This is a genomic window from Pseudomonas costantinii, assembly GCF_001870435.1.
Taxonomy (GTDB): Bacteria; Pseudomonadota; Gammaproteobacteria; order Pseudomonadales; family Pseudomonadaceae; genus Aquipseudomonas; species Aquipseudomonas costantinii.
The window spans coordinates 82,270-94,444 of the sequence record NZ_MDDR01000003.1 but is presented as its reverse complement, the minus strand read 5'-3'; the positions used below and the strand labels follow the sequence as shown (position 1 = coordinate 94,444).

The window sequence follows — 12,175 nt, the reverse complement described above, 5'->3', positions numbered from 1 at the left end:
AAGAGGCCCCCATGAGCCGCGATAGCCGTTACCTGGAATCCGTTCTTCACCACGACATCCCCCTCACCCGGGAAATGGGCCTCAAGGTGCTCGATTGGCAACACGGCCAGCTGCAGTTGCACCTGCCCTTGCAAGCCAATATCAACCACAAGAGCACCATGTTTGGCGGTAGCCTCTACCGCGGCGCAGTGCTGGCGGGCTGGGGCTGGCTACACCTGAAACTGCGCGAAGAAGGGATTGAAGACGGGCACATCGTGATCCAGGAAGGGCAGATCAGTTATCCGCTGCCGGTCACGCGGGATGCGACAGTGGCCTGCCAGGCGCCGGAGGAGAAGGTGTGGAAGCGCTTTGTGGCGACGTACAAGCGGTATGGCCGAGCGCGGTTGACACTGGAGACGTGGATTGTGAATGAGGGCGGTGAAGAGCGGGCGGTGGCGTTTACGGGCCAGTACGTCCTGCACCGCTAACCGTCACAACACAAAACAACTGTGGGAGCTGGCTTGCCTGCTCCCACATTGATCTATGCCAGACTCAAGATCTGGCCAGAGTCAGCAACCGCTCACGCCACGCGGCTTTCGCCGGCAGCGCCAGGAAAAACGGATTCAACAATGAAGCCCGCGCCGGATAACTAAACGGCTCACCACTCAGCTCCAACACTTCACCTCCCGCCCCTTCCAGCACACCTTGAGCCGCAGCAGTGTCCCACTGTGATGTCGGTGCCAGGCGCGGATAGCAATCCGCGCTGCCTTCGGCCAGCAGGCAAAATTTCAGCGAGCTGCCGATGTTCGCCAGCTTCAACTCACCCAACCCCTCGCTCAAACCGTCCAGCAAACGCTCCTGCTCAGGGCTCGTATGCCGACGGCTGGCAACCACGGTAAACGCCTCACCCGCTGCCGGAGTCTGGCGCACCTGAATCTGCTTGGGTGCCTCATTCACATCGGAACGCCACGCCCCGAGGCCCGCCCCACCGAAGTAGCAACGCCCGCTGGTGGGCATCGAAACCACGCCAAACACCACGCGACCTTGTTCGATCAAGGCGATGTTGACGGTAAATTCTTCGCTGCCGGAGATAAATTCCTTGGTGCCATCCAACGGGTCCACCAACCACCAGCGCTGCCAGCCGGCGCGCACGTTCTGGTCGATGTCGGCATCTTCTTCCGACAGCACCGGGATACTCGAGTCAAGAGCCGTAAGGCCTGCGAGGATCAGATGGTGAGCTGCCAGGTCTGCTGCCGTCACGGGCGAATCATCGGCCTTGGAGGTCACGGCCACATCGGCGCGCCAATACGGCAAGATGACTTCACCTGCCTGGCGAGCCAACTCAATCACAGGGGCGATAAACGGATGGCCTAAAAACAGTTCGCTCATGCGGTAAAAGCTCCACGCTGGGTCAACAGGTCACGCACCAGATACAAGGCGGCCAGGGCACGGCCTTCACTGAATTGCTCGTTTTGCGCCAGCATCGACAGCTCACGCAGATTGACCTTGTCCACACGCATCGGCTCAGGTTCATCGCCTTCCAGGCGCTCCTCGTACAGGTCAGTGGCCAGTACCACTTGGATTTTCTGGCTCATATAGCCAGGCGACAGCGAGAGTTCAGTGAGATGTTCCAATTGACGTGCGCCATAGCCTGCCTCTTCCTTGAGTTCGCGGTTGGCCGCCGCCAATACGTCCTCACCGGGCTCGATCAACCCTTTGGGCAAGGACAATTCATATTCGTCAGTGCCGCCGCAGTACTCTTCCACCAGCAGTGCGTGGTCGGCATCGATCATCGCCACAATCATCACCGCGCCGTAGCCGGCACCGCGGCCCACCAAGCGCTCGTAGGTCCGCTCAACGCCATTGGAAAAGCGCAATTGCACCTCCTCCACGCGGAACAAACGGCTACTGGCGACAATTTCGCGGGCGAGGACGGTGGGTTTCTGGCGCATGAGCGGCTCCTTGGCGTGATCGGGTTACTATACCGTGGCTTTTCCGATTGTCTGTGTCGGATATCTTTACTTACATGAGAACGCCCCATGCCCTCTTTGCCCTGGCACGCCATCGACACTGTCCTGCTGGACATGGACGGCACCCTGCTCGACCTGCATTACGACAACCACTTCTGGATGGAGCACTTGCCCCAGCGATACGCCGAACTGCACGGGGTGAGCCAGGCCATGGCCGAAATGGAATTGCAGCCACTGTTCGAGCGTAACGCCGGACAGTTGCAATGGTATTGCCTGGACTTCTGGAGCACTGAACTGAAGATTCCGGTACGCGAACTCAAGCTGGAGACCGCCCACCTGATCGCACTGCGCCCCGACGCGGATACCTTTCTGGCGGCGATCAAACAGGCCGGCAAGCGCGTGATCCTGATCACCAACGCTCATCGTGATTCGTTGTCTTTGAAGCTGGAACGCATTGAGCTGGCACCGTATTTCGAACGGTTGATCAGTTCCCACGACTACGGCTTCGCCAAGGAAAACCCGCAGTTCTGGGACGCCCTGCAAGCAGACATCAACTTCGACCCGGCCCGCAGCCTGTTTATCGATGACACCTTGCCGATCCTGCGCAGTGCACGGGATTTTGGCGTGGGGCATTTGCTGGCGGTGAAAGAGCCGGACAGTAAGAAAGGGCCAAAAGATACGGCAGAGTTTGCGGCCGTCGAGAACTACCGAGACCTAATTGCCGGACTCTAAACCAATGCGGGAGCGGGCTTGCTCGCGAAAGCGGTGGGTCAGTCAATACATACTCTGACTGACACTCCTCCTTCGCGAGCAAGCTCGCTCCCACATTTTGGCCTGCGTTTTACTCAGGAATACGCAGCGTCTGCCCTGGGTAAATTTTGTTCACATCTTTGAGCAACGGCTTGTTGGCCTCAAAGATTTTGTTGTACTTGTTAGCGTCGCCGTAGACCGTTTTAGAGATCGCGCTCAGGGTGTCACCGCTTTTCACCACGACAAACCGCGAGGCTACAACCACTGGGCCAGTAACAGTAATCTGGTCCTCTACGCTGGCAACCCCGGCAATATTGCCCGCGGCCAGAATGATTTTTTCTTTCTCTTCCTGGCTGGCAACTTCACCGGTGATCGTCACCTTGTCACCGTCAACGGTAGCGTGAACGTTCGGGTTACCCAGCCCCACATCTTCAATATGCTTTTTCAACTCATCGCTGGCGTTAGCGTTACCCGGCGTCAGTAGATCGATCAGCTTTTCGCCTGCTTCCTTCACAAAACTTAAAATACTCATGGTTTGCTCTCCTTGGGATTTGATTTCCAGATGCCCAAGACTAGACCAGTCCTACGGAGTTGGGTTCCAAATCGACCAAAGACCCAAACGCGCTAGAATCCCTCGCCATTGGAATAAGCCCGGAGCGAAGATGGACATCAAACAGCTGAAATTCCTCATCGCCCTCGACGAGACCCGTCATTTCGGCCAGGCGGCAGCGCGTTGTCACATCACCCAACCGACCCTGTCGATGCGCCTGCGCAGCCTCGAAGAAGAGCTGGACTTGCCCTTGGTCAATCGCGGCCAACGCTTTGAAGGCTTTACCGCGCCGGGCGAACGGGTATTGGCTTGGGCGCGGACCGTCCTGGCGGCCTATGACGGCTTGCAGGCCGAGGCGGCGGCCTGTCGCGGCAACCTGGTGGGTACGTTGCGCTTGGGCGTGGTGCCACTGTCGAGCTTCGACCCCTTGGCGTTGATGCAACAACTGCACAAAGAACACCCGAGCCTGCGCTTTGAACTCTCGGCATTAAGCTCCGAACAAATCCTCGAACAACTGGCGAGCAATCGCCTGGACCTGGGCGTGTCCTACCTGGAACGTCTGGACAACGAACGTTTCGACTCGCTGGCCCTGGGCGAAACCCGCATGGGCTTGCTCTACGACCAGCGGTTTTTCAGCTTTGGCGATAAGCCGTTGAGCTGGGAAGCGCTGATCGAACTGCCGTTGGGCATGCTCACCAGCGGCATGCACTTTCGTCAGTCCATCGACCACAACTTCCACAGCCGTGGACTCAATCCACAACCGCTGCTGCAAACAGATGCGGTCCATCAATTGTTACAAGCCGTGCACGGCGGCCTGTGCTGCGCCGTGATGCCTTTGGACGGTGGTCTCGATGCGCTGACCGAGCACCTGCGCCTGCAACCCATTGAAGACGCACACACACTGGCGCGCCTGGGGCTGATCATGCGTCGCAGCGCACCCCGCTCGGCCCTGGCGGAAGCCTGTTTTGCACTGTTTCAAAAATTGCAGCAAGACTCTTGATCGACGCCATCTATCGATAGATCAGTACTGATGATTAGACGCGACCCTTTGTCGCGCCTAGTCTAAACATTGATCAATCCGCCGGTGGTACTGCCCCATGAACGCCAAGCGCCCAGTCTGCGCGGCACCCGCCCTCGAAACGCCCGCGCCCGCCGCCAGCCAGAGCTACCAGTATTGCAATCTTGAACACACCGAATTCGCCAGCACGGCCTTGGCGGAAGAAGTGGCGTTGGCGATTGCCTACAACGACATCAGCCAGGCGGTGATGCTGGTAACGCCGACGGATCTGGAAGACTTCATTGTCGGCTTCAGCATCGGTAGCGGCATTATCACCGACGTTAGTGACATTTATGACCTGAAACTCAGCGGGTCAGGCTCAGCTCAATATGCTCAAGTGCAGATTTCAAGCCGCGCCTTCTGGAACCTCAAGCAGCAGCGCCGCCAGTTGGCAGGCACCAGCGGCTGCGGTTTGTGCGGCGTAGAAGCGGTAGAACAAGCCTTGCCAGACCTTCAGGTGCTGCCCGGCGCGCCATTGCCGCCCGCCGAATGGCTCGACGGCCTGCGCCAACGTATCAGCGCGTTCCAGCCCTTGGGCCAGTACAGCGGCGCGGTACATGCGGCGGTCTTTATGAACAGCCAAGGCGAATTGCTGATGGGCCGTGAAGACATCGGCCGGCATAACGCCCTGGATAAATTGATCGGCGCACTGATCCGCCAAAAAATTCCGACCGACGGCGGCCTGGCGATCGTCACTAGCCGCTGCAGCCTCGAACTGATCCAGAAAGTGCTGCGCGCAGGCATCCAGACCCTCGTCAGCCTGTCGTCGCCCACCGGCCTGGCCCTGCAATGGGCCCGCCGGCACAACCTCAATCTCATTCACCTGCCGCAAAAAAGTGCGCCGCGGGTCTACAGCCCCGCGATGGAGAACCAGCCGTGAGCAATCATCATCAAGCCGACCAAACCCCGACCCCGCGCTACAAGCCGTACAAAGGCCCGGCCGGCGGCTGGGGGGCACTGATCAGCGTGGCGCAAGCCTGGCTGACCAGCGACAACGCGCTGAAAAACCTGCGCATGATGCTCAAGACCAACCAGAATGGCGGCTTCGACTGCCCGGGCTGCGCCTGGGGTGATTCGCCGGAAAGCGGCATGGTCAAGTTCTGCGAAAACGGCGCCAAGGCGGTCAACTGGGAAGCCACCAAGCGCCGCGTAGACGCTGCGTTCTTCGCCAAGCACAGCGTCAGCGCACTGCTGGAGCAGAGCGACTATTGGCTGGAATACCAAGGCCGCCTGACCGAGCCGATGCGCTATGACGCCGAGACCGACCACTACAAGCCCATCAGTTGGGAAGCGGCATTCGACCTGGTCGGCAAGCACCTCAACGCACTGCCCAACCCGGACATGGCCGAGTTCTACACCTCGGGCCGGGCCAGCAATGAAGCGGCGTACCTGTATCAGTTGTTTGTGCGTGCCTACGGCACTAACAACTTCCCGGATTGTTCGAACATGTGCCACGAAGCCAGCGGCGTGGCCCTCGCGCAGAGCGTGGGTGTCGGCAAAGGCACTGTGACCTTCGACGACTTCGAACACGCCGATGCGATTTTCGTCTGGGGCCAGAACCCCGGCACCAACCACCCGCGCATGCTCGAACCGCTGCGCGAAGCGGTTAAACGCGGCGCCCAAGTGGTGTGCATCAACCCATTGAAAGAACGCGGCCTGGAACGTTTCCAGCACCCGCAACACCCACTGGAAATGCTCACCAACGGCGACAAACCGACCAACACTGCGTACTTCCGTCCGGCGCTGGGTGGCGACATGGCTATCCTGCGCGGTATGGCCAAGTTCCTGCTGCTGTGGGAACGCCAGGCCCAGGCCGAAGGCAAAGAAGCCGTGTTCGACCACGGTTTCCTCAACGAACACACGGCCAACGTGCTGGATTACCTGGGGCAGATCGACGACACCTCATGGGATGAAATCGTCGAGCAGTCCGGCTTGACCCTGGTTGAGATTGAGCAAGCGGCGCGCATGTACGCCAAAGGCAAGAACGTGATCATGTGCTGGGCGATGGGCATCACCCAGCACCGCCACTCGGTGCCGACCATCCAGGAAATCGCCAACCTGATGTTGCTGCGCGGCAATATCGGCCGCCCGGGCGCTGGCCTCTGCCCGGTGCGTGGCCACAGTAACGTACAGGGCGACCGCACCATGGGCATTAACGAGCGCCCACCGGTGGCGTTCCTCGACTCCCTCGAACGTCGTTTCCAATTCCAGGTGCCACGCGACAATGGCCACAACGTGGTCGAAGCCATTCACGCCATGCTCGAAGGTCGCTCTAAGGTGTTTATCGGCCTGGGCGGCAACTTTGCCCAAGCCACCCCGGACAGCCCGCGCACTTTCGAAGCGCTGCGTAATTGCGACCTGACCGTGCAGATCAGCACCAAGCTCAACCGCAGTCACCTGACCCACGGTAAAGACGCACTGATCCTGCCGTGCCTGGGCCGTACCGACATCGACATCCAGGCCGACGGCCCGCAAGCCGTGACGGTGGAAGACTCGTTCAGCATGGTTCACGGCTCCAACGGCCAACTGCAACCGCTGTCGAAGCTGATGAAATCCGAGCCCGCCATCCTCGCCGGTATTGCCGCTGCGACCCTGGGCAGCAAGCCGGTGGATTGGAACTGGCTGGTGGCCGACTACGGGCGCATCCGCGACCTGATCGCCGACACCATCCCAGGTTTCAAGGACTTCAACGAGAAGATCAAACACCCAGGCGGGTTCTATCTGGGTAACTCTGCCGGCGCACGCCGCTGGAACACCCCATCGGGCCGCGCCAACTTCCGCCCGAACATCCTGCCCAAAGACCTGATCCACGAACGCACCCACGCCACGGGCCGGGTGCCGGACCTGATCATGCAATCAATGCGCTCACACGATCAGTACAACACCACTATTTATGGGTTGGACGACCGCTATCGTGGGGTTAAAGGTCAGCGTGATGTGCTGTTCGTCAACGAAGCCGACATCATCCGCCTGGGCTTCAAACCGGGGCAGAAGGCCGACATTGTGTCGCTGTGGGAAGACGGTCGTGAGCGCCGCGTAAAGGGTTTCACCTTGTTGGCGTTTGATATTCCGGCGGGGCAGGCAGCCGCCTATTACCCGGAAGTGAACCCGCTCGTGCCGCTGGAAAGCACCGGGGATGGCAGCCATACGCCGACGTCGAAGTTCGTGGCGATTCGCCTCGAAGCGGCGAGTGACAATGGGCTGATCATGGCGCGTTCAGCGTAAATCTTCGGGCACAAAAAAGGCCGCTTTTGCATAAAAGCGGCCGTTCCGAAGTAGCTAAAGACCTGCAACAACAACTTAAGTTCCCCATACAAAACAGTAACTTATATAATTGTATACAACCGCTGCCACCGGTCGGATTTCGATTGTCAGCGTCTCGATACAACCTCAGGATCGCGCCGTCATCCTCTTGAGGTCTCCCTATGAAGTTCTCCTCGATTCTCTTGTTGTCCCTTGGCCTGGTCAGTGGCGCAGCCATGGCCGGTGGCACCACCGAAGCCGGTGTGGGCGGCGCATTGGGCGGGGTTTTAGGTTCGGTTGTCGGGCAGCAACTCGGCGGCAATACCGGTTCGACCATCGGCGCAGCCCTGGGTGGCGCGGGTGGCAGTGCGGTCGGCGCTGACAAGCGCAGCCGCGGCCAGGCGGCCATTGGCGGCGCGCTGGGTGCAGCAGGTGGCAACGTGGTCGGCCGCAGTGTCGGCGGTAGCACCGGCAGCCTGATCGGCGCAGCCGCCGGCGGTGGCGCGGGTGGCGCACTGGGCAACTACATGGGCAACCAGAGTAACGACGACGATCGGCGTTACCGTGGGCGCGATAACCGCCGTTATGACCGCGATGACCATCGTGGACGCGGCCATGCCTATGGCCATCGCAAGAACAAACACCACTATCGTGACTAAGCCCACGGCCTAAAGAGCACCGTAGCCCCCTGTAGGAGCCGGGTTTACCCGCGATAGCGTAGTGTCAGGCAAGCTATCTAAACCTGACCCACCGCTATCGCAGGCAAGCCACACACATTTGATCTCTATTGATCACAATGGCCGTGTCAGACCACCAACCGCTGCAAGGCCTCGCGCAACATCCCCGGAATCGTCACCGGCTGGTTCGACGCGCGATCCACAAATACATGCACAAACCGCCCCGCCGCACAGGCCTCTTCCTCGCCGGCCTTGAACACCGCCAACTCGTACTGCACTGAGCTGTTGCCCAACTTGCCCACCCGCAGGCCAATTTCTATGCGGTCAGGAAACGCGATCGACGCGAAATAATCACATGCCGAACTCACTACAAACCCCACGATCTCACCGTCGTGAATATCCAACCCCCCTTGTTCGATCAGGTAGGTATTCACCGCCGTGTCGAAAAAGCTGTAGTAGGTGACGTTGTTCACATGGCCATACACATCGTTGTCGTGCCAACGCGTGATGATCGGCTGAAAGTGACGGTAATCGGCGCGCTGGGGCATTGAGTCAGACATGTGCAGGTCTCGTGAAAGTGGGTTTACAGGTCATTCAAATGGGCCTCGGCCCACTCGCGTACCTCGGCGTACGGGTACTCCTCCAGCGCTGCAAAACCGGGAATACCCCGCGCTTTCAGCTTGGTAAACAACGGCACGCTGATACCGCCGAGGAAACGCGCCAGCCGCTCCGCTCCAGGCAGGTTCGTGGTGAGCTCATGATGCCTGTGGATAAAATCACCGCACAGCCCCATGAAGTTTTTATCCACAAGCGGCGGCAAGCTGGGTGGCGGTGGCAGATGCGCAACCTGGCCATGGCATACCGAGCAATGGCCACAGCGCTGGGGCGCGTTTTCATCCCCGAAATACTGCGCCAGGCGTTGCCCCAGACAATGCTCGGTGGCAAAAAGGTCGAGCATGGCGTGAATCCGCGCCACCTCTCCCACTTCGTGCTGCTTAAAGCCTGTGTATAACTCGGCGCTCAACGCCTGTGGATCGAAGTTGGTGTTCAACAAGCTGTAGACCTCCGTCATCTGCTTGCTTTCCAGCTCGATCAAGCCCTGCTCCTGGAAGTAATCCAGCGCTTTCACTACCCGACTGCGCTCGGCATTATGCTGCTGATACAACGCGTCGAAATCCACGGTTGCCCAGGTTTTCGCCCGCTTGCACACCTGGATAATCGCCGCGACAAACTGCTGCCGTTCGCCGGAAAACCGCGCCAGCAAAGCTTCGGGTTCGATCAGGTATTTGAAGCGGTATTCGGCATAAAACGCGTAGCGCGGCGCGATCACGCCCTTGAGTTCCAATTGCACCAGCAGCGTCTTGAGCGGCAGCTCGCGGATGTTGCTATGGTCCGACAACGACCTCAGCAAGAACTCCCACTGCCCATCGCCACGCGCCGCCTGCAATTCCTCCAGGACACGACGAATGCCGTCCTGCTCAGGCGTGTCGCCGTACACAAAGTTCTCCAGCACATTCAGGCTGTCACGGTTGGCCAGCACCAGGCAGTCGGACGGCTGCCCATCACGCCCCGCGCGACCGATTTCCTGGCTGTAGTTCTCAATGGATTTGGGCAGGTCAAAGTGCACCACATTGCGGATATCACTCTTGTCGATGCCCATGCCGAACGCGATGGTGGCAACGATGCAATTGGAACGCCCGCCCATAAAGCGCTGCTGGATACCCTCGCGTTTATCGTGGGGTAAACCGGCGTGATATGCCTCGGCCTGAATGCCGTTGCGGTTCAGGTGCTCGGCAATTTGCTCAGCGGTTTTTTGCAGGGTGACATAGACGATGCTCGGCTGATTGGCCCGCTCGCTCATCCACTCGACCAAGCGCCCGCGTTTGTCCGCACCACTGACCGGCTCAACCAACAAGTTGAGATTCGGCCGGTAGAAGCCCGTGGTGACCACATCGTCCGGCGCAATGGCGAACTTGGCCTGCATGTCGGCAATCACCTTGGGCGTGGCCGTAGCGGTCAACAGCAGCGCTTGTGGGATATTGAACTGACGCTGGTAGTCCGGCAGCTTCAAATAGTCCGGCCGGAAGTTGTGGCCCCACTCGGAAATACAGTGCGCCTCGTCCACCACCAGCAGTGAAATCTGCACGCTTTGCAGGAAGTTACGGAAGCGCTCGTTCTTCAAACGCTCTACGGAAATCATCAGGATTTTCAGCTCGCCGGAGCGCGCACGGGCCATCACCTCATTGGCCTCATCGCGGCTCTGGGCCGAATCGATACTGCCCGCCGAAATACCGTGGCGCTGCAGGAAACCCAACTGATCCTGCATCAACGCCAACAACGGCGACACCACCAGCGTCAGATGCGGCAGCAGCACCGCCGACAGCTGATAACACAGGGACTTGCCCGACCCTGTCGGGAAAATTGCGGCGGCCGAGCGCCCGGCCAGCACAGCGCTGACCGTTTCTTTCTGACCTAAACGAAACTGTGAAAAACCAAAGACCTGTTGGAGGGTGTCGTGCATAAGCTGTCACTCCATTGACCGCTGAGTTGGCTCAAAAACATAGCCCAAGGCATTCAGCGAATCGAGAAAGGTCGTGAGGAAAAAAGAGACAGGATGATACACAGAGTGGGGGATGGCCTAGGGCCGAAGTGGGATGCTTCGCTCGATTTTGTGAGATGAATACAAACCAAGTGTGGGAGCTGGCTTGCCTGCTCCCACACTTTAGAGCTGTGTTAAACCGGAATCAGCGATTCTGCACCCGCTCAATCGCCGTGTCATACACCGGATTGGCCTTCTGCTCTTTCGCCAATTGGTAGTGACGCAAGGCGTCCGAGAACTGCCCCGCCGCTTCGTAGATACGCGCAATGTTGTAGTAAGCCCCAGCACGTACGGTCGCAGCATTGGCGCCGGTAGCCAGCGCGATAGCCTTGCGATTGGCCCAGATCGACTCGGCCGTGTTGCCCGCTTTCTGATACGCCAGGCCCAAGTTGCCGTAGGCCTTACCGAAGCCATTGTCCAAGTCGATTGCCTGGCGGAACAGGTCAATGGCCTGGTCCAGATTGCCAGCCTGGTAGGCCGCTTCACCTTGCACGTTCAGACGCTTCGCATCAGTTTGTGCGGAGGAGCTGACGGCCACGGCTGTCACCGCAACGCTGTCATCCAGCAAGGCTTTGACTTCGTTGAGCACATTCGGCGCATCAACCGTCACATCGCTGAAATTGTTGATGTCCTGGAAGTCGCCGCTGCCGGTCATGCGGAACACGGTCCACAGGTTGCCGGTACGGTTTTTCGGTACGTAGTAGGTACGCACCAGAGACTGGCCCATGTACACAAACACCTTGGCTTCACTGTTGGACAGCTGGTTCGACCCCAGATGGCCACCGTTGGTGTAGTCATGCACGGCATAAACGTAGCTTTCGCCGTAGTGCTTTTTCTGCAGGGTGATGGTTTCCGGACCATAGCTGTCGGTGTCATCCACATCCAACTCGGCGTCGGTACCCTTCTGGTTATCGAAGTAAATATTGTTGCCAGGGAAAATCATGTGGGAGTCGAGGTCTGCCGGGGTCTTGCCCCAGGTCAGCACGACGCGCAGGCCGTCGAGATTTTCCATGACTGGGCTGACAGCATAAGTCATACCCTTGCACGGGCACTTCACCACCAGGTTGGAGTAACCAGGCTTCTTGATAATCAGCAAGTTGCTGGCGTCATCCGCAGCTTCGCTGGTCAGCGTCACTTGGCCCTGGGCGTTGGTACGGCCCACCACGTTTTGTGCACCGTTACGTTGCAGCAGTACTTCGGCGTCGGCGATTTTCTGGTCCTTGACCACGGCGCTGAGTACTTCAATCGGCAATTGCTCAGCCTGGATTGAAAAAGCCACCGCACACAATGACATCGCCGAGGCGATACGAAGCAAACCCATGCTCAACTCCCTTTAAGTAGTGGGCGGAA

12 protein-coding genes are annotated in these 12,175 nt (G+C 59.0%); 6 read left to right on the top strand and 6 right to left on the bottom strand.

Annotation, left to right across the window (positions count from 1 at the left end; all coding sequences use genetic code 11):
• The first annotated feature begins 11 nt into the window (after positions 1-11).
• Positions 12-467 carry a YiiD C-terminal domain-containing protein gene (locus BFL40_RS00530; protein WP_071482573.1) on the top strand — a complete coding sequence of 152 codons (456 nt, stop codon included), beginning with the start codon at positions 12-14 and terminating at the stop codon, positions 465-467.
• Positions 468-531: 64 nt separating this feature from the next.
• On the opposite strand, the gene cysQ is transcribed toward BFL40_RS00530, so the two are convergent.
• Positions 532-1,368, bottom strand: a complete 837-nt coding sequence (gene cysQ, locus BFL40_RS00525) for a 3'(2'),5'-bisphosphate nucleotidase CysQ (protein ID WP_071482572.1) — start codon at positions 1,366-1,368, stop codon at positions 532-534.
• Positions 1,365-1,931 (bottom strand): ADP compounds hydrolase NudE, encoded by a 567-nt coding sequence (nudE, locus tag BFL40_RS00520; protein WP_071482571.1) that lies wholly within the window; start codon positions 1,929-1,931, stop codon positions 1,365-1,367. Before nudE ends, cysQ begins: the two co-directional genes overlap by 4 nt.
• Before the next feature lie 87 nt (positions 1,932-2,018).
• Between nudE and yrfG the strand changes: the two genes are divergently transcribed.
• The gene (gene yrfG, locus BFL40_RS00515) at positions 2,019-2,681 is read left to right on the top strand and encodes a GMP/IMP nucleotidase (RefSeq protein WP_071482570.1); all 663 of its coding nucleotides are present in this window, start codon (positions 2,019-2,021) and stop codon (positions 2,679-2,681) included.
• 109 nt (positions 2,682-2,790) lie between these two features.
• Here the strand turns inward: yrfG and lysM are convergent, their stop codons facing one another.
• Positions 2,791-3,231 (bottom strand): peptidoglycan-binding protein LysM, encoded by a 441-nt coding sequence (lysM, locus tag BFL40_RS00510; protein WP_071482569.1) that lies wholly within the window; start codon positions 3,229-3,231, stop codon positions 2,791-2,793.
• 130 nt (positions 3,232-3,361) lie between these two features.
• Here lysM and BFL40_RS00505 point away from each other — a divergent pair, with 130 nt between their 5' ends.
• The 4 genes from BFL40_RS00505 (at position 3,362) to BFL40_RS00490 (ending at position 8,208) form a co-directional block, all read left to right on the top strand.
• Positions 3,362-4,249 carry a LysR family transcriptional regulator gene (locus BFL40_RS00505; RefSeq protein ID WP_071482568.1) on the top strand — a complete coding sequence of 296 codons (888 nt, stop codon included), beginning with the start codon at positions 3,362-3,364 and terminating at the stop codon, positions 4,247-4,249.
• 97 nt (positions 4,250-4,346) lie between these two features.
• A complete protein-coding gene (gene fdhD / locus BFL40_RS00500) occupies positions 4,347-5,186 on the top strand; it encodes a formate dehydrogenase accessory sulfurtransferase FdhD (RefSeq protein WP_071482567.1) in 840 nt (279 codons plus the stop codon).
• The gene (locus tag BFL40_RS00495) at positions 5,183-7,531 is read left to right on the top strand and encodes an FdhF/YdeP family oxidoreductase (RefSeq protein WP_071482566.1); all 2,349 of its coding nucleotides are present in this window, start codon (positions 5,183-5,185) and stop codon (positions 7,529-7,531) included. Before fdhD ends, BFL40_RS00495 begins: the two co-directional genes overlap by 4 nt.
• 200 nt (positions 7,532-7,731) lie before the next feature.
• The gene (locus BFL40_RS00490) at positions 7,732-8,208 is read left to right on the top strand and encodes a glycine zipper domain-containing protein (protein WP_071482565.1); all 477 of its coding nucleotides are present in this window, start codon (positions 7,732-7,734) and stop codon (positions 8,206-8,208) included.
• 146 nt (positions 8,209-8,354) lie between these two features.
• On the opposite strand, the gene BFL40_RS00485 is transcribed toward BFL40_RS00490, so the two are convergent.
• The 3 genes from BFL40_RS00485 to BFL40_RS00475 form a co-directional block, all read right to left on the bottom strand.
• Positions 8,355-8,786: an acyl-CoA thioesterase gene (locus BFL40_RS00485; RefSeq protein WP_071482564.1), complete on the bottom strand. Its 432-nt coding sequence runs from the start codon at positions 8,784-8,786 to the stop codon at positions 8,355-8,357.
• A 23-nt stretch (positions 8,787-8,809) separates the two neighbouring features.
• Positions 8,810-10,747 (bottom strand): RecQ family ATP-dependent DNA helicase, encoded by a 1,938-nt coding sequence (locus tag BFL40_RS00480; RefSeq protein ID WP_071482563.1) that lies wholly within the window; start codon positions 10,745-10,747, stop codon positions 8,810-8,812.
• 223 nt (positions 10,748-10,970) lie between these two features.
• Positions 10,971-12,146, bottom strand: coding sequence for a tetratricopeptide repeat protein (locus BFL40_RS00475; RefSeq protein WP_071482562.1), 1,176 nt, complete (start codon positions 12,144-12,146; stop codon positions 10,971-10,973).
• Positions 12,147-12,175 lie beyond the last annotated feature (29 nt).

Coding starts and splice junctions, on each gene's coding strand:
- BFL40_RS00505 (WP_071482568.1), top strand. CDS start 3,362: ATGGACATCAAACAGCTGAAATTCCTCATCGCCCTCGACGAGACCCGT.
- BFL40_RS00485 (WP_071482564.1), bottom strand. CDS start 8,786: ATGTCTGACTCAATGCCCCAGCGCGCCGATTACCGTCACTTTCAGCCG.
- yrfG (WP_071482570.1), top strand. CDS start 2,019: ATGCCCTCTTTGCCCTGGCACGCCATCGACACTGTCCTGCTGGACATG.
- fdhD (WP_071482567.1), top strand. CDS start 4,347: ATGAACGCCAAGCGCCCAGTCTGCGCGGCACCCGCCCTCGAAACGCCC.
- BFL40_RS00475 (WP_071482562.1), bottom strand. CDS start 12,146: ATGGGTTTGCTTCGTATCGCCTCGGCGATGTCATTGTGTGCGGTGGCT.
- lysM (WP_071482569.1), bottom strand. CDS start 3,231: ATGAGTATTTTAAGTTTTGTGAAGGAAGCAGGCGAAAAGCTGATCGAT.
- BFL40_RS00530 (WP_071482573.1), top strand. CDS start 12: ATGAGCCGCGATAGCCGTTACCTGGAATCCGTTCTTCACCACGACATC.
- nudE (WP_071482571.1), bottom strand. CDS start 1,931: ATGCGCCAGAAACCCACCGTCCTCGCCCGCGAAATTGTCGCCAGTAGC.
- cysQ (WP_071482572.1), bottom strand. CDS start 1,368: ATGAGCGAACTGTTTTTAGGCCATCCGTTTATCGCCCCTGTGATTGAG.
- BFL40_RS00490 (WP_071482565.1), top strand. CDS start 7,732: ATGAAGTTCTCCTCGATTCTCTTGTTGTCCCTTGGCCTGGTCAGTGGC.
- BFL40_RS00480 (WP_071482563.1), bottom strand. CDS start 10,747: ATGCACGACACCCTCCAACAGGTCTTTGGTTTTTCACAGTTTCGTTTA.